The organism is Streptomyces sp. LaPpAH-108, assembly GCF_000373625.1.
Taxonomy (GTDB): domain Bacteria; phylum Actinomycetota; class Actinomycetes; order Streptomycetales; family Streptomycetaceae; genus Streptomyces.
In genome coordinates this window covers 436,046-457,988 of sequence record NZ_KB891993.1, presented here as the reverse complement: position 1 = coordinate 457,988, position 21,943 = coordinate 436,046, and the positions used below count along the sequence as shown (strand labels likewise).

Annotated in this window: 18 protein-coding genes; 8 read left to right on the top strand and 10 right to left on the bottom strand. The window is 73.6% G+C overall.

From position 1 onward, the window contains the following. Nucleotides 1-171: 171 nt before the first annotated feature. Nucleotides 172-2,517, top strand: a complete 2,346-nt coding sequence (locus B079_RS0113545; protein ID WP_018546351.1) for a hypothetical protein — start codon at nt 172-174, stop codon at nt 2,515-2,517. A gap of 4 nt (nt 2,518-2,521) precedes the next feature. On the opposite strand, the gene B079_RS0113540 is transcribed toward B079_RS0113545, so the two are convergent. The 3 genes from B079_RS0113540 to B079_RS0113530 form a co-directional block, all read right to left on the bottom strand. Next, on the bottom strand, nt 2,522-4,969 hold the full coding sequence (locus B079_RS0113540; RefSeq protein WP_018546350.1) for a right-handed parallel beta-helix repeat-containing protein: 2,448 nt from the start codon (nt 4,967-4,969) through the stop codon (nt 2,522-2,524). Nucleotides 4,970-5,197: 228 nt separating this feature from the next. Beyond that, the gene (locus tag B079_RS0113535; RefSeq protein ID WP_018546349.1) at nt 5,198-5,803 is read right to left on the bottom strand and encodes a hypothetical protein; all 606 of its coding nucleotides are present in this window, start codon (nt 5,801-5,803) and stop codon (nt 5,198-5,200) included. A 282-nt stretch (nt 5,804-6,085) separates the two neighbouring features. Further along, complete coding sequence (locus B079_RS0113530) at nt 6,086-6,571, bottom strand: DUF6643 family protein (protein WP_018546348.1); 486 nt, start codon at nt 6,569-6,571, stop codon at nt 6,086-6,088. Between the two features lie 292 nt (nt 6,572-6,863). Between B079_RS0113530 and B079_RS0113525 the strand changes: the two genes are divergently transcribed. Beyond that, entirely contained in the window at nt 6,864-8,093 is a 1,230-nt protein-coding gene (locus B079_RS0113525) for a TerD family protein (RefSeq protein WP_199779917.1), read from the top strand. 28 nt (nt 8,094-8,121) lie between these two features. Here B079_RS0113525 and B079_RS0113520 read toward each other — a convergent pair whose 3' ends face one another. Then, a complete protein-coding gene (locus B079_RS0113520) occupies nt 8,122-9,297 on the bottom strand; it encodes a glycosyltransferase (protein WP_018546346.1) in 1,176 nt (391 codons plus the stop codon). Nucleotides 9,298-9,354: 57 nt separating this feature from the next. Between B079_RS0113520 and B079_RS0113515 the strand changes: the two genes are divergently transcribed. Both B079_RS0113515 and B079_RS0113510 read left to right on the top strand, forming a co-directional pair. Next, entirely contained in the window at nt 9,355-10,149 is a 795-nt protein-coding gene (locus tag B079_RS0113515) for a glutamate racemase (RefSeq protein WP_018546345.1), read from the top strand. A 150-nt stretch (nt 10,150-10,299) separates the two neighbouring features. Then, nucleotides 10,300-10,851: a hypothetical protein gene (locus tag B079_RS0113510; RefSeq protein WP_018546344.1), complete on the top strand. Its 552-nt coding sequence runs from the start codon at nt 10,300-10,302 to the stop codon at nt 10,849-10,851. Between the two features lie 77 nt (nt 10,852-10,928). Here B079_RS0113510 and B079_RS0113505 read toward each other — a convergent pair whose 3' ends face one another. Further along, complete coding sequence (locus tag B079_RS0113505) at nt 10,929-11,990, bottom strand: O-antigen ligase family protein (protein ID WP_018546343.1); 1,062 nt, start codon at nt 11,988-11,990, stop codon at nt 10,929-10,931. 430 nt (nt 11,991-12,420) lie between these two features. Here B079_RS0113505 and lnt point away from each other — a divergent pair, with 430 nt between their 5' ends. From lnt to B079_RS0113485, 4 genes are all read left to right on the top strand, one after another. Further along, on the top strand, nt 12,421-14,025 hold the full coding sequence (lnt, locus tag B079_RS0113500) for an apolipoprotein N-acyltransferase (protein WP_018546342.1): 1,605 nt from the start codon (nt 12,421-12,423) through the stop codon (nt 14,023-14,025). A 66-nt stretch (nt 14,026-14,091) separates the two neighbouring features. Beyond that, nucleotides 14,092-14,571 carry an NUDIX hydrolase gene (locus B079_RS0113495; protein ID WP_018546341.1) on the top strand — a complete coding sequence of 160 codons (480 nt, stop codon included), beginning with the start codon at nt 14,092-14,094 and terminating at the stop codon, nt 14,569-14,571. 55 nt (nt 14,572-14,626) lie between these two features. Next, the gene (locus B079_RS0113490) at nt 14,627-15,433 is read left to right on the top strand and encodes a 3-hydroxybutyrate dehydrogenase (protein ID WP_018546340.1); all 807 of its coding nucleotides are present in this window, start codon (nt 14,627-14,629) and stop codon (nt 15,431-15,433) included. Between the two features lie 76 nt (nt 15,434-15,509). After that, nucleotides 15,510-17,462 carry a helix-turn-helix domain-containing protein gene (locus B079_RS0113485; protein WP_026248660.1) on the top strand — a complete coding sequence of 651 codons (1,953 nt, stop codon included), beginning with the start codon at nt 15,510-15,512 and terminating at the stop codon, nt 17,460-17,462. Between the two features lie 83 nt (nt 17,463-17,545). Here B079_RS0113485 and B079_RS0113480 read toward each other — a convergent pair whose 3' ends face one another. From B079_RS0113480 to gcvH, 5 genes are all read right to left on the bottom strand, one after another. Next, nucleotides 17,546-18,922, bottom strand: a complete 1,377-nt coding sequence (locus B079_RS0113480; protein WP_018546338.1) for an MFS transporter — start codon at nt 18,920-18,922, stop codon at nt 17,546-17,548. A gap of 164 nt (nt 18,923-19,086) precedes the next feature. Then, on the bottom strand, nt 19,087-19,872 hold the full coding sequence (locus tag B079_RS0113475; protein ID WP_018546337.1) for a hypothetical protein: 786 nt from the start codon (nt 19,870-19,872) through the stop codon (nt 19,087-19,089). A gap of 233 nt (nt 19,873-20,105) precedes the next feature. Beyond that, the gene (locus tag B079_RS0113470; protein ID WP_018546336.1) at nt 20,106-20,411 is read right to left on the bottom strand and encodes a DUF4235 domain-containing protein; all 306 of its coding nucleotides are present in this window, start codon (nt 20,409-20,411) and stop codon (nt 20,106-20,108) included. A gap of 28 nt (nt 20,412-20,439) precedes the next feature. Beyond that, on the bottom strand, nt 20,440-21,510 hold the full coding sequence (locus tag B079_RS0113465) for a glutathione S-transferase family protein (protein WP_018546335.1): 1,071 nt from the start codon (nt 21,508-21,510) through the stop codon (nt 20,440-20,442). A 31-nt stretch (nt 21,511-21,541) separates the two neighbouring features. Continuing rightward, complete coding sequence (gcvH, locus tag B079_RS0113460) at nt 21,542-21,925, bottom strand: glycine cleavage system protein GcvH (protein WP_018546334.1); 384 nt, start codon at nt 21,923-21,925, stop codon at nt 21,542-21,544. Nucleotides 21,926-21,943 lie beyond the last annotated feature (18 nt).

Here is a 21,943-nt window from a genome sequence, read left to right as displayed (position 1 = left end):
ACCCGGGCCGCCGTCGCACGAATCGGGAAGATTCGGTAACGAAAAGTGACGGCGGGTGTACGCGGTGCCCGAATCGGAGAACCTGATTCCCGCACGGCCCCGGACCCCGTACGGCACGGGAACCGCCGCCGTCGCGTCACCCCGACCGCGTCACACGAATGCGAGCGAACAGTGGCAGGCGCGCAGAAGCGCACCACCGCGCCGGACCCGGCGCGTCCCCCCGGGACACCCGCGGCGACACGCCCGGCCGACCTGGAACTCCTGGTGCACGGGGTCGGCGGCACCACCCCGGAGAAAATGCTCGGCGACCCCCGCACGGTCCGCGTCACCGGCGACGACACGGCCGCCGTCTTCCGCCGCGCCGGGGACGTCGGGCCCACCGGAGCCGACACCGACCCTCCGCCCGGCACCAGCCCCCGCGGCGAACCGGTCCAGGAGGCGTACGTCTGGTGCAACCTCACCTCCGGCAACGCCAGCCGCGCCCTGTGGCTCCTGCTCCTGCCCTTCATGGTCGTCAACCTCGCCCACTGGATGCGCCCCGCCGCCCCCGGCCGCACCCGCACCATCCGCCTCTACGGCCTCCTCGTCCGCCTGGCCGCGCTCTCCCTCACCGTGCTGCTGGTCGCCGCCGCCTGCGAGGTCGCCCTCGACCTGGTCGCCTGGCAGTGCGCGGGCGTCACCGCCTGCTCCGGCCGCCACTCCTGGCTGCGTTTCCTCTCGCCCGCGGGCCACGGCTGGTGGAGCGTGCCCGGCCGCCGCCTCGCCCTCGCCGCCCTCGTCCCCACCGCGCTGACCGCCCTGCTCTGGTACCTCTCCCACCGCACCTGGAGCGCGTACGAGTCCCACCGCCCGATAACCCGCACCCCCGAGGCCGACCCGAACGCCGGTGCCCTGGCCAGCCCCGGCTTCTGGTACGGCCGCCGCCTCGGCGCCCGGCTCCGCGCCGCCCACACCGCCGCCGGACTGCTCACCATCGCCGCCGCCCTCACCTTCCCCGCCCTCCGCCACGACCACCATGCCGCCCTCCTCCACACCCTGGGCCTGATCCTCGGCGCGGCCCTGCTCGGCTGGGCGCTCACCGTCGCCCTGGTCGTCTGCCGCCGGGGACGCAGCGAGACACGCCTCGACCCCGGGACCGACCGCCTCCTCGTGCGCGGCCTCCCGCTCGGCGCCCTCGCCCTGCTGCTCCTCGCCGCGCTGTACGCGGGCTGGTCCCGCCCCGGCTGGCACTCCGCCGGACGGCTGCCCGGCGACCCCGTCTTCGGCGCGCTCATGCTGGTCCAGGGCGTCCTCGCCGTGGCGCTCGCCGTCGTCGCGTACGACCTGTACCGCCGCAACCCCGACCCCCGCGCCGCCATGCGCGGCCTCGGCGGCCCCGCCGTCGCCCTGCTCGCCTGCGCCCTCGGCGGAGTGGCCTCCGGCGGAGTCGCCCAGCGCGTCGCCGACTGGCTGGACGGCACCCGCTCCTCGCTGTCCGGACCACCCGTCACCCTGACCTGGCAGGCAGCCGCGATCCCCCCGCTGCTCCTGGTCCTGCTCGCCACGACCGCGCTGCTCGGGGCGCGTGTCGCGCGCCTGGCCCGCGCCGAACGCGCGCGCGTGCGCCACCAGCACCCCGGCGAACCCGAGGACACCTCCCGCACCCGCGCCATCGCCCGCACCCGCGCCATGGCCACCCTCACCGACCGCGCGCCCCTGCTCCTCGCCGTCGTCGCCGTCACCATCCTGCTGCTCGGCGCGGCAGCCCTGACCGGCTCCCTGACCACCGGACTGCCGCCCGCGCGCGCCGCGCACAGCGCCGACGAACCGGTCCGGATCGCCGCCGAGACCGCGCAGGCCCTCGGGTCCTGGCTGGTCGGCCTCGGTCTGCTGCTCTTCGTCACCTGGGGCCGCCGCGCCTACAAGGACGCCTCCGCCCGGCGCACCATAGGCATCCTGTGGGACGTGGGCACCTTCTGGCCGCGCGCCGCCCACCCCTTCGCGCCCCCCTGCTACGCCGAGCGCGCCGTACCCGACCTGACCTGGCGCACAGCCACCTGGACCGAGCGCACCGGCGGGCGCCTGGTCCTCTCCGGCCACTCCCAGGGCAGCGTCCTCGTCGCCGCGGCGGCCTGGCAGCTCACCCCCGCCACCCGCGAACGGGTCGCCCTGCTGACCTACGGCTCACCGCTGGAACGCCTCTACGGCCGCTGGTTCCCCGCCCACTTCGGCCCGGACGCGCTGGCCGCCCTGCACCGCGACACCGGCCCCTGGACCAACCTCTACCGCCGCACCGACCCCATCGGCGGCCCGCTCCGCGTCCCCGGCGAGCCCCACGTCGACCACGAACCGCTCGCCGACCCCCGCGCCTACGGCCGCACCCCCCAACACCCGCTGCCCGCCCCGATCCTCGGCCACTCCGACTACCAGGACGACCCCGCCTTCGCCCGCGCGCGGACCCGGCTGCTCGGCCGCCTCCACCCCGGACTGCCCGCACAGCGCCCCTCGGCACAGCAGGACGAGGCGCCGACGGGCTGACGGCTCAGGGGAGTTCGGGCAGATCCTCCGCGTACAGCAGCGTCAGATCGTCGGTGCTCGGGTCGGGAAGCTGGGCGACCCGGCCCGCGTGGTGCTCCACCATCGCCTCGAAGGTCTGCCGTGCGGTACGGCCGTTGCCGAAGGCGGGGCCCTTCGGCAGCTCCGTGAAGTACTTCAGCAGCGCCTCCGGAGTGGACTCCGCCAGCCGGTACTCGTGCTCGTCCGCCTGCTGCTCCACGATCCGCAGCAGCTCCTCGGGGCCGTAGTCCCCGAAGGTGATCGTCCGCGAGAACCGCGACGCCACACCGGGGTTGACGGAAAGGAAGCGCTCCATCTCGGCCGTGTAGCCCGCGACGATCACCACCACCGCGTCCCGCTGGTCCTCCATCAGCTTGACCAGCGTGTCGATGGCCTCCTTGCCGAAGTCGCGCCCCGCGTCCTCGGGGGAGAGGGCGTACGCCTCGTCGATGAACAGCACCCCGCCGCGCGCCCGTCCGAACGCCTCCTGGGTACGGATCGCCGTGGAGCCGATGTGCTCACCGACCAGGTCGACCCGGGACACCTCGACCAGATGCCCCTTCTCCAGCACGCCGAGGGAGGCGAGGATCTCGCCGTAGAGCCGGGCCACCGTCGTCTTGCCGGTGCCGGGGGAGCCGGTGAAGACCAGATGCCGCTTGACCGAGGCCGCCTTCAGCCCTGCCCTCTGACGGCGCCGGCCCACCTCGATCATGTCGGTCAGCGCCCGCACCTCGCGCTTGACGCTCTCCAGGCCCACCAGCGCGTCGAGTTCACCGAGCACCGCCTCGGACGCGCGGACCTCGGGCTCCGGCACCTCCGGTACCACGGGCGCCTCCGGATCCATGGCGCGCTGACCCGGGATCGCGCCGAGCAGCCCGCCGGTCGACGGGGCCGCCGTCTGCACCGCCGTCGCGCGCGGCGGCTCGGGGGGCCGCAGGCCGCCACCGGACTCGTCGCTCGTGCAGTCCTCCACCACCGGACCCGTGCCCGAGCCGGAGTCGGGGCCCGCGTCCGCGAACTCATAGCCTCCGCGCGCACACCGCTCCGTGCGGCAGCCACGCAGCGTCGTACGACAGCCGTCGATCACATGGAAGCCGTAGCCACCGCTGCCGCTCACCCGGCAGTTCAGGAAGCTGCCCCTACCTCCGGCGGACACATAGAAACCCGCCTCGGCAGGGCGTTCCACCACACAGCGTTCGAGGGACGGATCGGCGCCCTTGGTGACGATCACACCGGTCTGGGTGCCCTCCAGCACACAGTTGGCGAGCGTGCCCCCGCTGCCGTGGTCCCGGAACCAGGCACCGGTCGCCGCGTCGCGGATGCGGCAGTCGTCCAGCTGCGCGGTCGCCCCGTCGCTCACGGACACGGCCGTGTTGCGCACTTGGTGGAGATCGCTGTCCACCACGTCCACCCGCGAACCCCGGTCCAGGACGAACAGGGCGTCCGGCACGTCGTGCACCCGGCAGGAGTCGAGCACCGCCGTGGCGCCGTCGCTCACCCACACCGCCGGATAGTCGCCGGTGCTGTCGGAGATCTCGCACTGGTTGGCGTCCACACGGGTGCCCGCGTCCCACACCGACAGGCCGTTGCGCCCGAAGCGGTGCACCGTGGTCCGGGTCAGCGTGAGCATCGAGCGCGAGCGCAGGTCGACCGCGTTCTCCGGGATGTCGTGGATGCGGCAGTCGGCCAGCGTCAGCGAGGCGTCCGTGTCCAACGTGACGCCGTCGCCCGAGGTGCGGTGCACGGCGCAGTCGGTCAGCTGGGCCGTCGCCTGCCGGGTGATCTGCACCCCCGAGCCCCGGACCTCGTACACCTCGCAACCGACCGCCTCCAGAGCGGAGTTCTCCCCGGTCACGCTCAGCCCCGACCCCGCGGAGTGGTGGATCCGGCAGCGCTCCAGCCGCGGACGCGCGCCGCCCCGGACCGCCACCCCGGCCTGCCCGGCCGCGACGACCTCGCACTCCTCGAACACCCCGCCGCCCCCGTCGAGCACGGCGATGCCGATACCGGCCGGGTTGTCGACCGTGCAGCGGCGCACCGTCGGGCGGGCCCCGCCGCGCACCTCGATGCCGACGGCCGAACGCGTCACGATCCGCAGATCCGTCAGCTCGGGCGTGCCGTCCTCCACCAGCAGGGCGGGCGCCGCGCCGTCCTGGCCCTCCACGTGCAGCCCCTGCACCACGGCCGAGGCCCGCACCGTCAGCGGCACCCCGTCCACCGGCGCGATCCGCACCGAGCCCGGCGCGCCCTCGGGACCGCGCAGGGTCACCGGGCGGCCGACGACCAGATTCTCCCGGTAGGTGCCGGGGGCGATGGTGAGGACGTCGCCCTCCGCGGCGGCCTCCAGGGCGGCGGCGAGCGAAGCGTACTCACCCGTGCGGCGCCGCCACCGCGACGTACCGGTGTGCGTCACCTGGACCGTGCCCTGTGCCATGGCGTTGCTGTGCCCCCACCTCGTGGTACTTGTGCTCGTCCGCCTCTGGGGCTCCGCCGCCGGATGCCGGGAAGGCGACCGCCCGCGGCCCCGAGGGCCCGCGCGGGTGCGCTCCGGACTCCGGCGCGGCCTTCGGCTCGCTCGCGCGCGGGTCGATGCCGAAAGGGAGTCGGCCGGTCCACCGTAGCGTGTGCGCGGACGCCGGGTTGACCAGAGCCGCGAAGCAGGTCAGCTGCCCGTCCCGGCCTTGCCCCAGTCGGGGCCCGCGCGCTCCCATGCCTGGTCCCAACGCGCGTACCTGCGGCGGACCATGCGCCACACCACCAGCCGACGGCCCGTCTCGATCAGCGCGGCGGCGAGCAACGCCGCCCCGAATCCGGCCAGTACGGCGTGCGCCTTGGCCGTGGTCGTATCCAGCGGAGGGCTCGTCATGTGCCCCTGCCGGTCCGTCCAGATCATGAAACGGTCGCCCCGGTGCGGGGACTTGAGGCCGGTGAGGATCGCACCGTGCCGACGCGTGCCGTCCGGCGCCGTCCAGCCCGCCAGGACCCGGCTGCGGACCGTGTGCACGGAACCGGCGTCGGGATCGGTCTCCGGCGGGTGGTAGACCATCCGGCGCAGCACGGTCGCGGGGACGCGCTGCCGGGTGTGGCGCTGCTCGGCCACCGAACGGCGCAACGAGTCCTGGGCGGCAGCCCCCGTCAGCCAGCCGATCGCGGGCGCGGCACCACAGATCAGCAGCAGCGCCACGAGACACACCCAGGCCTCGGCCCGGTCGGTCGGACGGCTCAGCGGACTGCTCCGCCAGCGCCACAGACCGCTGATCGCACGCACGGCCCCACCCCCTCGCCCACGGTGCCACGTCCGGCGGGCGACTCTCATGAGATTCTCATCTTTGCGAACGACCGGACCCCGCTCCCGGTTCCCCGCCCGCGACCCGAACGGAAAGACGGACGCCGCCACCGAGTCAGACTCGGTGGCGGCGTCCGTCCCGACGTGGGCACACGCGCTGTGTGACGACCTTTCCCCCCGTCGTCCGTCGGCGTCCGGAGCGATCTCCGGCCGGCTCCCCGTAGCGTCACCTTGCCGGACGGCACCGACCACGGGGTGGTCCGATCAGTAACCCCGGTACTGCTGCTGGTTGTTGTACGGGTCCTGGTACGGCTGCTGCGGCGGGCGCGGCGCGGCCGGGCGCATCGCCTCGTACCCCGTGCCGGGCGCGGCGGGGCGCGGCTGCTGGGGCTGCGCCCCCGGGTAGCCGCGCGGCGCGGCGGCCTGCTGCGGGATGTACGCGGTGGGCGCCTGCTGCAGAGGTGCGGGCTGCTGCTGCGGGTAGCCGTAGGCCGCGGGAGCCGGCTGCGACGGGGCGGCCGGGAGGGCGGGCAGTGCGGAGGGCAGCGCCGGAAGGTTGCTGCCGCCCATGTGGGCGCCCGGCATGTTGCCGACGGGGAGGTTCCCGCCGGGCGTGTCGTAGGCGGCCGGGACTCGGATCGGGGCGATCTGCGGGGTGCCCCGCTCGGCCACGAGCGAGTCGTAGATCGGGGTGTCCGGGAAGGAGGCGGAGTAGTAGCCGCCGCCATAGGTGGAGCGGGGGGAGGTCATGGCACATAAGTTAAGCCCACGATGTGCTGGTTGGGGAGACCGATAAGAAGGTTGTTTTCCGTGTCGGTGGCGAACTTGGATCGCTAATCCGAGCGAACTTGGCAAAAATGGACGCCATTCGACGTTTGGATCGTGTAAAGGGCGAGTTTCCGGCGGGTGGCCGGGGAGCGGCGTGCGGTTCTCCCGCACTGGGCAGGGGAGTTCGGGAGGCCCGCGCGCGGGGCGGGGGAAGCGGTCCCGGTACGGTCGCGGGGCCCGGAAACGGCGAGATCTGATGGGGGCGGACATGATCATGTCGAAGGGCTCGAACACGCCGGTACCCACCACGGTGCTGCGCATCGAGACGAGCCGTCGCGCGGGCCCCGGCACCCCCGCGACGGAGGTCGCCGCCCTGCTGCTCACATCCGGCAAGATCCGCTCCGACGCCGACCACGTCACCCGCGACCACCCCGCACACCCCTCCGGCGCCGTCCGCCACGAGGAGCGGCGCCACGACGGCGACCACGCCACCGAGGTCTTCACCGTCGACCTCGCGCGCGTGGAGGACGCCGTCGAGCGGATCGTCCTCACCACGACGGCGGACGGCGGCACCTTCGGACAGATCCCCGGCCTCGGCGTCCGGGTCACCGGTGCGGACGGCCGGGCCGTCGCCCAGTACGACCACACCGGCGCGAGCGTGGAGACGGCCCTCGTGCTCGGCGAGCTGTACCGCCGCCAGGGCGGCTGGAAGTTCCGCGCCGTCGGCCAGGGTTACGCCGACGGGCACGACGGACTGGCCAAGGAGTACGGCGTCACCGCACGCCGCGAGCCCCCGCGACCCGAACCCGGGACGCCCGAACTGCGGCAATCTGGGCCCGAGTTGCCACAGCCCGGCCCCGAACCCCGGCGCACGCCACCCGAGTCGGCCGCCCGCCCCGCCAGGATCACCCTCACGAAGGCCGCCCCCGCCGTCTCGCTCGCCAAGCAGGGCGCCACCACCGGAGCCCTCCGGGTCAACCTCAACTGGCTGATGCGCGCGGGCCGGTGGACCAAGGGCGCCGCACGGAACCTCGACCTCGACCTGTGCGCCCTGTACGAACTCGCCGACGGCCGCAAGGGCGTCGTACAGGCCCTCGGCAACGCCTTCGGCGCCCTGGACCGGCCGCCGTACATCCACCTCGACGGCGACGACCGCACCGGCGCCTCGGCCGACGGCGAGAACCTCACCGTCAACCTCGACCACGCCGCCGACTTCCGCCGCATCCTGGTCTTCGTCACCATCTACGAGGGCGCCACCTCCTTCGCCGGACTGCACGCCACCGTCACCCTGCGCCCCCAGCACGGCGCCCCCGTCGACTTCTCGCTCGACGCATGCGCGGTGCCCTCCACCGTGTGCGCGCTCGCCCTGCTCACCAACCAGGGCGGCGACCTCGTCGTCCGGCGCGAGGCCCGCTACCTCGTACCGGAACGGGGGATGAGCCCGCAGCGGACCGTCGACCGGGCCTATGGGTGGGGCATGAACTGGACTCCCGGCCGGAAGTGACCCCTTCGGTCAGCAGTGACGCCTTCGGTCAGCCCTCGTCGGCCACCGCGTCGGGGCGCGCGTACGTGCGCCCCTTCCACGCGGCCCCCCGACCCCGGTAGTGCTGCACCGCCGAGTCCACCGTCATCAGGAGATAGAGGAACGCCGTGAACGGCAGCAGGGGAGCGAGCCACAGCGGCTGCCGGTAGTAGCGCAGCATCGGCACGTACGTGGCCGCCATCACCGCCCACGCCGCCGCGCCCACGGCCGTCGTCGCGGTGTCGCCCAGCACGGCCCCGGCCACCACCGTGCCGGGCGGCACCAGATACACCAGGGCGAGCCCGGCCACCGTGCCGAGCAGCAGCAGCGGGTTGTGCCGCAGTTGCGCGTAGGCGCTGCGCGAGACCATCCGCCACAGATCACCCAGCCGTGGATAGGGGCGCACACTGTCCACCCGGTCCGCCAGGCCCAGCCAGATGTGGCCGCCCGAGCCGCGCACCGCGCGCGCCAGCGCCACGTCGTCGATCACGGCCTGCCGGATGGCGTCCGGAATCCGCGCCCGCTCGGCCGCCTCCGCGCGCAGCAGCACACAACCGCCCGCCGCAGCCGCCGTACGACCGCCCCGGCGGGCGATCCACCGGAACGGATACAACTGGGCGAAGAAATAGACGAACGCCGGGACCACGAGCCGCTCCCACGGGCTCGCCACCCGCAGCCGCGCCATCTGCGACACCATATCGAAGCCGCCCGTCCCGGCCGCCGCCACCAGCGCGCGCAGACTGTCCGGCGCGTGCGCGATGTCGGCGTCCGTCAGCAGCAGATACTCCGGCTCACGCGCGCGGGCCAGCGCGATGCCGTGCCGCACCGCCCACAGCTTGCCCGTCCAGCCCGAGGGCGGCTCACCCGGAGAAGTCACCGTCAACGGCAGCCCGCCGCACCGCCGGGACAGCTCCCGCGCCAGCTCCCCGGTGCCGTCGGCGCTCCCGTCGTCCACCAGGAAGACCTCGGCCCGCCCCGGATAGTCCTGCGCGAGCAGCGAGGGCAGGCTCGCGGGCAGCACCTCCGCCTCGTCCCGGGCCGGTACGACCACGCACACCGACGGCCACACGTCCGGCTCACGGCGGGGCGGCAGCCGTACGTCGGTGCGCCAGAAGAACCCCTGGCCCAGCAGCAGCCAGCACCAGACGACGAGAGAGGCGACGGCGGTCCACTCGATGGCGCTCACGGCCGCAGTCTGCCCCACCGGACGGCCCGTGCGCGGGCCATCGACTATGGTGGCCGGGTGAAGATCGCGCTCATGGACTCCGGAATCGGCCTTCTCGCGGCCACCGCCGCGGTACGTCGCCTGCGGCCCGACGCCGATCTCGTCCTCTCGCTCGACCCCGACGGCATGCCCTGGGGGCCGCGCACCCCCGAGGACCTGACGAGCCGCGCCCTCACCGTCGCCGAGGCCGCCGCCGCCCACCGGCCCGACGCCCTGATCATCGGCTGCAACACCGCCACCGTGCACGCCCTGCCCGCGATCCGCGCCCGCCTCGAACCCGGCATCCCGGTGATCGGCACCGTCCCGGCGATCAAGCCGGCCGCCGCCGGGGGCGGCTCCGTCGCCATCTGGGCGACCCCCGCCACCACCGGCAGCCCCTATCAGCGCGGACTCATAGCGGAATTCGCCCGTGGGGTCCAGGTCACCGAGGTGCCCTGCTGGGGCCTGGCCGAGGCAGTGGAGCACGCCGACGAGCGCGCCATCGAGGCCGCCGTCGCCGCCGCCGCCGAACTCACCCCCGACGATGTGACGACCGTCGTGCTCGGCTGCACCCACTACGAGCTGGTCGCGGAACGCATCCGCGCCGCCGTCCAGCGCCCCGGCGCCGCCCCGCTCGTCCTGCACGCCTCCGCCGGTGCCATCGCCGCCCAGGCGCTGCGCCGCATCGGCGAGCAGCCCGCGCCGGGCGCCCCGGCCGTGGGCACGCTGACCGTGATCCTCAGCGGCCGCGAGGGTGAGCTGCCCGCCGCCGCCCTGCACTACGCGGAGGGACGCCTGCTCCCGGCCGCGGAACGGCTGGCCGACCGGCGGTGACGACGGCTCGCCGCCGCGTGGCGTCGCGGTGGTGACCGCGCCGCGTCGCCGTGGTGACGGGGTGCGGCCGACGGCCTCGGTGGGCCGCCCGGAGCAGTGACCGAGCGCGACCGGGTACCGGCGCAGCGAAACCTGAGTAACCTCATAGGCATGAGGGAGCACCACGACGCCGAGGACTCGCACCCCGACGTCTGGACCGGTCGCGCCACCAACCGCGTGCAATGGCTGCTGGCGCTGGTCGGCGCTGCCTGCCTGGCGCTCGGTATCGCGCTGGCCGTCCAGTCCGCCTGGACGTCCGGCATCGTCCCGCTCGTCATGTCCGTCGTCGGCTGCATCGCCGCGGGCCTGCTCGTCCTCTACGGCACGCTCGCCTTCGTCCATGTGGACCTCATCCTCGACCAGGACTGCCTGGAAGTGCGCTGCGGCCATGTGGGCGTACCCCGTCGCCGCATCCCGCTGTCCGACGTCGTCGGCGCCGACTTCATCCCCCATGTCACCCCGCGCCACTGGGGCGGCTGGGGCTACCGCTGGCGCCCGGAGCGCGGCACGGCCGTCGTGGTGCGCCGGGGCGAGGGCATCGAGCTGAGCCTGTGGGACGGCCATACGTTCACCGTCACCGTGGACAACGCGGAGTCGGCGGTGCGGGTCATCCGGTCCCGGTTGCGGGCGGGGGCGGCGGGGTCGGCGGGGTCGGCGCGCTGAGGCTGAGGGGGGTGCCTGTGTGGGGCGCCTCCATGTGGCGCCCCACATGTGGCCGCCATCCGTGACGCCCCCCCCGCTCAGATCCTCGTCCGTTCCCCGGCCACCGCTTCCTCGCGGGCCGTGCGCTCCTCGTCCGCCCAGGGCCGGGCCGTGGCCCATCCGGCCAGCAGGCCCGCGCCCGCCGTCACGGTGGTGAAGCTCAGCGCGTTGCCCAGTGAGGCGAGGACGGCCAGGACCGTCAGGGCCGCACCCGCCGTCAGCACGACCGGGGTCGGACGCGGAGCCCGCCACAGGGCGTGCAGCACCCAGCAGAAGACACCCGCGAGCAGCAGCACCCCCACGAGCCCCTGCTCGGCCAGCAGCTGCAACGGAGCCGAGTGCGGTCCGGCCTCGGCGGGAAGACCCGGGGCGACGGTGCCCGGCCGGCCGTAGTGCCCGGGGCCGACCCCGGCCAGCGGTGCCCGCCCGGCCAGTCCCAGGGCGTCCTGCCACAGGTGGACGCGGTACGGACCGAGCCGGTCGGTGGCCGCCTCCGCGAGAGGACCGGGCAGCGCGCCCGCCGCCACCGCCCACACCCCGCCCGCCGTACCGGCCGCCGCCAGGGCCAGACCGGCCACACCGACACCCCGGTGCGGCATCGAGCCCGCGGCGAGCGAGCAGAGCAGCACCGCGCCACTCGCGACGCAGCCCACCGGCGACCCCACGACAGCGCCGGACAGCGCGATCAGCGCGGCCGGCAGCCACAGCGCCGACCTCAGCGCGGGTACGGGCGTCGCCCAGGCGGCACAGCACGCCGCGCCGGTGGCCAGCGCCAGCACGGCAGCGGTGGCACCGGTGTGCCCGAGCGGGTCGGCGTACGGCGGTCCGGGCAGCAGCGCGGGCGTCGTCACCGCCAGGACCAGCCCGGTGGCCGCCCCCGCGCACGGCGCCGCCACCGGGAGCAGCGCCCCGGATACCCGTCCCGTGGCGCACCCGGCCGCCGCCGCGAGCACCGCGAGCAGCACCCCCTCGGGACGCCCGTCATGCATCGCCGCCGTGATCAGCGCCCAGAGCGCGCACAGACCGAGCAGGATCATGCCCGCCCCGTCCGAAACGTTCCGCCCCGCACGCTCCGCGTCCGTCTCCGTCGCGCGCGTCATCCCCGTCGACCCCACCCGTCGCCCCTCGCACCCGGTCCCCCGACCTGTGGCCGCAGCCTCGCCACGCGCACCGGGACCGGCCGCACCGCCGAGGCTGGGCCACACCGTAACGGCTGATGGCCGGTTTGTGGACGAGTTGCGCGGGAAGGTCGCGATTCCGGGTGGAGGTGAGCCGTCGGCCTTGCGCTCGGGGCGCGGAGCACATGGCGCCGCGGCACATGTGTGGACCGCACGGTGGGGCGCCCATGGCGGACCATAGTGTCGCCACACATGGACGGACCACATGGTGTCGCCACACATAACGGACCACATGGTGTCGCCACACATAGGGGACGCCGGTGCGTCGACCCGGACCCACGGGAGAGACCGCGCAGGTCGGCGGCCCGGCCCGCGCTGTCAGCGGTCCCACCCCGCGCCGTAGACTCCCCGCGTGACCGTCACCGCAACCTCCGTGGACCAGCCGGAACAGCTCCGGCCGCCCGTCTCGCCGGGCCGCCGCCGTCTGCTGCGTCTGATCCCGGCCGCCGCCTCCGCCCTGTGCGGTGTGCTGCTGTACCTCAGCTTCCCGCCGCGCCCCCTGTGGTGGCTGGCCCTGCCCGCCTTCGCCGGTCTCGCGTGGACGCTGCGCGGCCGGACCTGGAAGGCGGCCCTCGGCCTCGGCTACCTCTTCGGGCTCGGCTTCCTGCTGCCGCTGCTGGTGTGGACCGGCGTGGAGGTCGGTCCCGGTCCCTGGCTCGCGCTGGTCGCCATCGAGGCCATCTTCGTCGCCCTGGTCGGCGCGGGCATCGCCACCGTGTCCCGGTTGCCCGCGTGGCCGGTGTGGGCCGCCGCCATGTGGATCGCCGGGGAGGCGGTCCGCGCCCGCATGCCCTTCGGCGGCTTCCCCTGGGGCAAGATCGCCTTCGGCCAGGCGGACGGCGTCTTCCTGCCGCTCGCCGCGGTGGGCGGCACCCCGGCGCTCGGCTTCGCGGTCGTCCTGTGCGGCTTCGGCCTGTACGAGGCGGTACGGCTCGTCACCGAGCGCCGCCGCGCCCGCGAGGTACGCCGCTCGGCCGCCGTGGCCGCGCTGCTCAGTGTCGCCGTGCCCGTCGTGGGCGCCGTCGCCGCCCGCACCCTGGTGAGCGACAAGGCCGAGGACGGCACCGCCACGGTCGCGCTCATCCAGGGCAACGTGCCCCGCTCGGGCCTGGAGTTCAACGCCCAGCGCCGGGCCGTGCTCGACTACCACGCGCGCGAGACCCTCAAGCTCGCCGCCGCGATCAAGGCGGGCAAGGCGCCCCGCCCCGACTTCGTGCTGTGGCCGGAGAACTCCTCCGACATCGACCCCTTCGCCTACCCCGACGCCGCCATCGTCATCGACGACGCCGCCAAGGCGGTCGGCGTGCCGATCTCGGTCGGCTCGGTCGTCGAGCGGAACGGCAAGCTCTACAACGAGCAGATCCTGTGGACCCCGGGCAAGGGCCCGACCCAGACGTACGACAAGCGGCAGATCCAGCCCTTCGGCGAGTACCTGCCGCTGCGCTCGCTCGTCGGCGCGATCAACAGCGAGTGGACCGGCATGGTCCGCCAGGACTTCAGCCGGGGCGACAAGCCCGGCGTGTTCCGCATGGACGGCACCGAGGTCGGGCTCGCCACCTGCTACGAGGCCGCGTTCGACTGGGCCGTGCGCGACACCGTCACCCACGGCGCGCAGATGATCTCCGTGCCGAGCAACAACGCCACCTTCGACCGCAGCGAGATGACCTACCAGCAGCTCGCCATGTCCCGCGTCCGCGCCGTCGAGCACAGCAGGGCCGTGACCGTGCCGGTCACCAGCGGCGTCAGCGCCGTCATCATGCCCGACGGCAAGGTCACCGGGAAGACCGGCATGTTCGTGCCCGCCTACCTCGACCAGAAGATCCCGCTGCGCTCCTCCGAGACGCCCGCCACCCGCCTCGGCGTGCTGCCCGAGATCGCGCTTGTCCTGGTCGCCGCGGGCGGCGTCGGCTGGGCGATCGGCGCCGGGATGCGCGGTCGACGCGCCGGTCGCGCGTAGCCGTACGACCGCCGTACGCCCCCCGAAGCGGTCCGCCGGGGGAGTGCGGGGCCATAGGGTCGGCCCATGGCTACACCTGAATTCATCCGTACGCTCCGGGCCTCGGCGGGCCACCAGCTGCTCTGGCTCCCCGGAGTCACCGCGATCGTCTTCGACGACGCGGGCCGGGTGCTCCTGGGCCGCCGCACCGACACCGGTGAGTGGTCGGTGATCGGCGGCATCCCGGAGCCGGGCGAGCAGCCCGCGGCCTGCGCCGTGCGGGAGGTCCACGAGGAGACGGCCGTGCACTGCGTCGTGGAGCGGGTCGTCCTCGTCCAGGCGCTGGGACCGGTCACCTACGGCAACGGCGACGTCTGCCAGTACATGGACATCACCTTCCGCTGCCGGGCGACCGGGGGCGAGGCGCGGGTCAACGACGACGAGTCGCTGGAGGTCGGCTGGTACGCCGTGAATGCGCTGCCCGACCTGGACGACTTCGCGCTGTTCCGGATCAAGCAGGCCATGTCCGATGCACCCACATGGTTCGACCCTATGACCAGCGGCTGAAGTATGGGTCATCACCACATGTGGTGAGCCATCCGTTCCACTTAGGGTTCGGCACATGACGTCGCCCAGCCCGCAGCCCGGCCCCCGCCCCTTCTCCGTCGCCCTGGACCTCGGCGGCCGTGTCGCGCTCGTCACCGGTGCGGCCAGTGGGATCGGCCGGGCCTGCGCGCTGCGGCTCGCGGCGGCCGGGGCCGAGGTCCGGGCCGTGGACCGGGACGCGGCGGGCCTGGCCGAACTGGCCGAGCGGGCCGGGGACCTCACGGGCACGGTCGTCCCGCACGTCCTCGACCTCACCGATCTCGACGCCGCCGAACGGGCCGCCGCGGGCACCGACGTCCTGGTGAACAACGCCGGGCTCCAGCTGGTGCGCCCGCTGGAGGAGTTCCCGCCCGAGGTCTTCCACACCGTGCTGACCGTGATGCTGGAGGCGCCCTTCCGGCTGATCCGGGGCGCGCTGCCCCACATGTACGAGCAGGGCTGGGGCCGCATCGTCAATGTGTCCTCCGTCCATGGGCTGCGGGCCTCGGCCTTCAAGTCCGCCTATGTGGCCGCCAAACATGGGCTGGAGGGACTGTCCAAGACGGCCGCCCTGGAAGGCGCCCCCCACGGCGTGACCTCGAACTGTGTGAACCCGGCCTATGTGCGCACCCCACTGGTCGAGAAGCAGATCGCCGACCAGGCCCGCGCCCACGGCATCCCCGAGGACCGCGTGCTCTCCGAGGTCCTGCTCCAGGACAGCGCCCTTCAGCGGCTGATCGAACCGGAGGAGGTCGCGGAGGCCGTGGCCTACCTCTGCGCCCCGCAGTCCTCCTTCATCACCGGCACCTCCCTCGTCATGGACGGCGGATGGACGGCGCACTGAACGGGCCCGCAGCGCTCGCGGACGGAGTTGTCCACAGGGCTGACGCGTCCGGCTGCCGATGGGCGATGCTGTGACCATGTCTCGCGATCAAGCCCCCCAGGCCGCGGGCCCCGGCACCGGGACCGTCGCGGCACCACCCCGACCCGGTACGGAGATTCCGTACCTCGAACTCCTCGCCCGGGACGCCTCCCCGGAGATGTACGAACGCCCGGTGCTGCTCGCCCGCGCCGAGAGTCTGCCCGCCGAGCGGATCGCCGCGCTGGAGCAGGCGAAGCTCCTCGCGCTGCGCGTCCGCGCGGAGCTGGAAGGGCGTCGCCGCCGCGAGGCGGAACTCTCCGCGCTCTTCGAGACCGCCCACGACCTGGCCGGACTCCGTGACGTGGACGCCGTCCTGCGGGCCATCGTGCAGCGCGCCCGCTCCCTGCTCGGCACCGACACCGCCTACCTCAGCCTCAACGCCCAGGACCGGGGCGACACATACCTTCAGGTGACCGAGGGCTGCGTCTCCGCCCGCTTCCAGCAGCTCCGCCTCGGCATGGGTGAAGGGCTCGGCGGACTCGTCGCCCAGACGGCCCGGCCCTATGTCACCGAGGACTACTTCCAGGACGCCCGCTTCCGGCACACCCTCACCATCGACGCCGCCGTGCGCGACGAGGGACTGGTCGCCATCCTCGGCGTGCCGCTCATGCTCGGCCCGCACGTCATCGGCGTCCTGTACGCCGCCGACCGGCGGGCCCGGGTCTTCGAACGCGAACAGATCGCTCTGCTCGGCTCGTTCGCGGCTCTCGCGGCAGCCGCCATCGACACCACCAACCTGCTCACCGAGACCCGCTCCGCCCTGGCCGGTCTCGAACGCGCCAACGAGATCATCCGCGACCGCAGCGCCGTCATCGAGCGCGCCTCCGAGGTGCACGACCGCCTCGCCGAACTCGTCCTGCGCGGTGGGGGAGTGGCGGACGTGACGGCAGCCGTCTCCGAAGTCCTCGGCGCGACCGTCGAGTTCACCGAGACCGGCACCGCACCCGCCGAAGCCCTGGAAGCCTCCCGCTCCGAGGGCCACGCGGTACGGCACGGCACCGACTGGATCGCCGCCCTGGTCGCGGGCGGCGAATCCCTCGGCGCGCTGGTCCTGCGCGGCCACCCGGACCTCGATCCCGTCGACCAGCTCACCCTGGAACGCGCCGCCATGGTCACCTCGCTGCTCCTGCTCGCCCGCCGCACCGCCGCCGAGGCCGAACGACGGGTGCGCGGCGAGCTGCTGGACGACCTGCTGGACGCCCGCGACCGCGACCCACGCCTGCTCCGCGAACGCGCCGCACGCTTCCACGCCGACCTGGACGCCACCCATGTCGTCCTCGCCGCCCGGCTCGACGCGCCCACCGCCGACGCCGACGAGGAGGCCGCCGCCCGCCGACGCCTGTGGTCCGCCGCCTCCCACCTCGCCGCCACCCGGCACGGCCTGGCCGCCACCCGCGACGGCGGCACCGTCCTGCTGCTCCCGCTGGCCGACGGCGACAGCGCCACCGACCTGGCCCGCCGCACCGCCCGCGACCTCGGCGCCGCCGTCCGCCAGCCGGTCACCGTCGGCGCCTCCGCCCCCGTCACCCGCCTCGCCGACCGGCCCGAGGCGGTGGCCGCCGCCTACGCCGAGGGGCGCCGCTGTCTCGACGCGCTGCACCTCCTCGGACGCGGCGGAGACGGCGCGGCGGCCGAGGACTTCGGGTTCCTCGGCCTGCTGCTCGCCGCAGACCGGGACGTGGGCGGTTTCGTCGAGCGCACCATCGGCCCGCTCGTGTCCTACGACGAACGGCGCGGCACGGACCTGCTGCGCACGCTGGACGCCTACTTCGCCTGCGGCATGAGCCCCGCCCGGACCAAGGACACCCTCCATGTGCACGTGAACACCGTCGCCCAGCGGCTGGAACGGGTGGGCCGGCTCCTGGGCGCCGACTGGCAGACGCCGTCCCGCGCCCTGGAGATCCAACTGGCCCTGCGGCTTCACGGGCTGGCGGTGCCGGGACGGCACTGACCGGCCCCCGCGTGGAGGCCGGTCAGCAGGGGCCGGTCAGCGGAGACTGGTCAGTGGAGAGACCGATCGAGGTCATGTACGGCTCATGCCGTCCGCGCCTCGGCGGTCGCACTCGCGCCGGTCTGGTCTGCGCCCCGCTCCGCCACCTGGGCGAGGTCACGGTGCCGGGTCTCGCGGGCCACACCCACGGCGATCAGCGTCAGGAGGGTGGCCGCGATCACGTACAGCGCGATCGGCGTGGAGCTGTCGTACTCCTCGAGCAGCGCGGTGGCGATCAGCGGGGCCGGCGCACCGGCCGCGACGGAGGCGAACTGGGCACCGATGGAGGCACCGGAGTAGCGCATCCGGGTCGCGAACATCTCGGCGAAGAAGGCGGCCTGGGGCGCGTACATGGCCCCGTGCAGCACCAGTCCGACGGTGACGGCCACGATCAGAGAGCCGAACGATCCCTGGTCGACGAGCCGGAAGAACGGGAACATCCACAGCCCGATGCCCGCCGCACCGAGGAGGTACACGGGCCGCCGTCCGACGCGGTCGGACAGGGCGCCCCAGGCCGGGATGACGGCGAAGTGCACGGCGGAGGCGATGAGTACGGCGTTGAGCGCGGTCTGCTTCGAGACGCCCGCGGACGTGGTGGCGTAGACGAGGATGAAGGCGGTGATGACGTAATAGCTGATGTTCTCCGCCATACGGGCGCCCATCGCGACGAGCACGTCCCGCCAGTGATGGCGCAGCACGGAGACGAGTGGAAGCTTCTCCTCCACGTCGTCCTTCCTGGACTCGGCCCGGGCCAGCGCCTCCTTGAACACGGGTGATTCGTCGACGGAGAGACGGATCCAGAGGCCGACCATCACCAGCACGCCGGAGAGCAGGAACGGGATGCGCCAGCCCCAGCTGCCGAAGGCGTCGTCCGAGAGGACGCCCGTGAGCAGCGACAGCACACCGGTGGCCAGCAGCTGCCCGGCGGGCGCGCCGGTCTGCGGCCACGAGGCCCAGAAGCCACGCCTGCGCGCGTCCCCGTGCTCGGACACCAGCAGGACGGCACCGCCCCACTCGCCACCGAGCGCGAAGCCCTGCACCAGACGCAGCAGCGTCAGCAGCACCGGTGCGGCGCTTCCGATGGTCGCGTGCGTGGGCAGCAGCCCGATGGCGAAGGTCGCACCGCCCATCAGCAGCAGACTCAGCACCAGCAGCTTCTTGCGCCCGAGCCGGTCACCGTAGTGCCCGAACACCAGAGCCCCGAGCGGCCGCGCCGCGAACCCGACCGCGTACGTCAGGAACGACAGCAGTGTCCCGACCAGCGGATCGGAGCCCGGGAAGAACAGCTTGTTGAACACCAGCGCCGCCGCGGACCCGTACAGGAAGAAGTCGTACCACTCGATTGTGGTCCCGACGAGAGAGGCGGCGACGATGCGGGGGAGCTTCGTGGGAGCGGGCGGGGCGCTTGCGGGTGACGACATCGGCACCACTTCCTGGCGTGTGACGGGGGACGGAATGCGTGTCGCCACACGGTAGGAACGCGCAGGTCAGGGTCGTATGTGGTGGGACACCATAGTTCTGGGCGCGGGAGTGAGTGCGCCCACCATGGGTGAGGGGTCGGTCGACGGGCCGACCGGAGGGACCGTCACTGCATCAGGCGCTCCCGGTCGCCCATGACCACCGCGGGGTGCTGCGCCGGGTCGAGGGTGTTGAGCAGGGTCTTCATCCCGGACTCGGGGACGGTGACGCAGGCGGACGTGCCGTCGCCGTGGTCGACGTGGAGCCAGATGCCGCCGCCCTTCTCCACGCCCTCGGGACGGTTCCAGTCGAAGGGCGGGGTGCCCTTGAGGTGGTTGTAGTCGATGGCGATGACGTAGTCGAAGTCGTGGGCGTGGTCCTCGTCGTCCTGGTCGATGGAGGCGGCGAAGGCGTGGTCGTCGTACCAGTAGGGCAGCTTGGTGCCCGGGCTCCTGAGCGAGCCTCCGGCGTCGGTGAGGGTGAAGACGCCGACGGGACTGCGTTCGTCGTCCAGCTGATGGTCCGTCGTCCAGCCGCGGCGGCCGTTGTGCGCGGGCCAGGCGGCGGTGCGTTCCCACTGCGTGCCGTGCTTCTCGTACAGCACGGCGAGGCTGTCGGGGGAGTCGCGGTCCTCGCCGTAGACGACCACGAGCTGACGGGTGCCGGTCGGGATGCGCGCGCCGGTCCGCTCTCCGATGCCGGGAACTCCCGGGCCGGACACGGGGTGCGCGGAGCCGGCCGCCGCCGGGTTGCCGTTGTGCGCGGGGCCACCGGGCTTGGCCCGGTCGTCGGTGCCGCCACAGCCTGTGGCCGCCGTCAGCAGGGCGCCGCAGGCGAGGGCGGATATGAGGAGCCGCGCACCACGGGGCCGGGCGGGACGGACGCATGACGGGGCGAAAGTGAGGATGCGCATGATCGTGATCCTCCGGCGGGACCGAGGTGCCCCGCATCCTGACGCGGCATCCGGCCTAAAACGCGGGCCCCCGTCCGGCCCCTTGCCCATCCCGAGCCCCTGGTCCGGCAGTTGGACGAGCCGGAGCCGGAGCGCCAGCCCTGGCCGGGACCGACGCCGACCGCCCGTCCACCCGCCGAACCGAGCCACCACCGCCCCACCCTCACCTTCACCCCCACCGCCACCACCCGGTGTCAGTCCCGTCCTCCCCGGTCCGCGACCGGCCACACCCCGGTCGATCGCTCGATGGCCTTCGCCCCCGTACGGTCGACCGCGCTGCGCACCACCGCGAAGATCGCGCCCTGGAGCGCCGCCGCGAACAGGATCTCGCCCCAGCCACGGTCGCGGTCGAGCGCGTCGGGGGCGTCCTCCTCGTGCCGTATCGCCATCCACGCCTTGCGGAACGCCAGCCCGGCCAGCGCGCCGCCGGTCCAGCTCAGTACGAAGCCGACGGGCTTGTAGGCCAGCGGCAGTTTGCGTGTGGTCGTGTTCTTCGCCATGGGAGGCTTCTTCCTCGCCAGGCGCTACTCATGCGAGCTGCCCGAGCTGCCCGGTCCACCCGGCCTGCCCGGGCGGACCGACCCGCTCGCCCGGCGGCACGGGACCGGGCGGCGTCCCCTCGCCGAAGGGACGGCCGCCCAGCCGCTCGCGGTGATGCGGGGTCGTCCAGCCGCTCAGATCCGGGCCGAGCGGCACGATGCCGGTCGGATTGATGCCGGAGTGGACCTGGTAGTAGTGCCGCTTGATGTGGTCGAAGTCCACGGTGTCGCCGAACCCCGGCGTCTGGAACAGATCCCGCGCGTACGCCCACAGCACCGGGTTCTCCGTCAGCTTCCACAGATTGCACTTGAAGTGCCCGTGGTAGACGGGGTCGAAGCGGACCAGGGTGGTGAACAGCCGGATGTCCGCCTCGGTGATCGTGTCCCCGACCAGATAGCGCTGCCCGGCCAGCCGCTCGGCCAGCATCTCGAGGCGCCGGAAGACCCCGGCGCACGCCTTCTCGTACTCCTTCTGGTGCGTGGCGAACCCGGCGCGGTAGACGCCGTTGTTGACGTCCTGGTAGACGCCTTCCATCACTGCGTCGATCTCGTCGCGCAGTCGCTCCGGGTACAGGTCCGGCGCGCCCTCGCGGTGCAGGGCGGTCCACTCGGTCGCCAGATCGAGGGTGAGCTGCTGGTAGTCGTTGGTCACCAGCTCCCCGCTGGGCACGTCCACGATCGCGGGCACGCTCACTCCGCCGGGTGCGCCCGGTTCCCGCTTCTCGTACGCCTCGGCGAGATAGCGGATGCCGAGCACCGGGTCGCGTCCGTCGGGGTCCAGGGTGAACCGCCAGCTCCGGTCGTCCTGGATCGGGTCGGTCACCGCCATCGGCAGCGCCTCTTCCAGGCCGAGCAGCCGACGGGAGATCACCGCACGGCTGGCCCACGGGCAGGCGCGGGAGACCACCAGCCGGTAACGGCCGGACTCCACGGGCCAGCCGTCGCGGCCGTCGGCGGTGATCCGGTCCGTGAAATGGCTCCGGGAGCGCTTGAACGGCTTGTGGCCGTACGCCCGGTTGCCCTGGTCGTCCCGGTCACCCTTGTTGTCCTGGTCACCCATGTCGTCTCCTCACCGTCGGCCCCGGCACGGCTCATTCCCCGATGAGGGCCTTGTACCCGGCGGCGTCGAGCAGCTTGTCGCGCTCGCTCGCGTCCGACGGCTTGAGCCTGACCAGCCAGGTGCCGTAGGGGTCCTCGTTGACCAGCTCCGGTTCCTCGCTCACGTCGTCGTTGACGGCGATCACCTCGCCGCCGACCGGCGCGTAGAACTCCGATGCGGCCTTGACCGACTCGACCGTGCCGACGGGATCACCAGCGGCGAGGATCTTCCCGACCGCGGGGAGTTCCACGAAGACCACGTCGCCGAGCGACGTCTGCGCGTGGTCGGTGAGCCCGATGGTCACCGCACCGTCCTCTTCCGTGCGCAGCCATTCGTGCGAATCGGCGTACCGCAGCTCGGACGGGATATCGGACATGCTCGCTCCAGGGGTGTC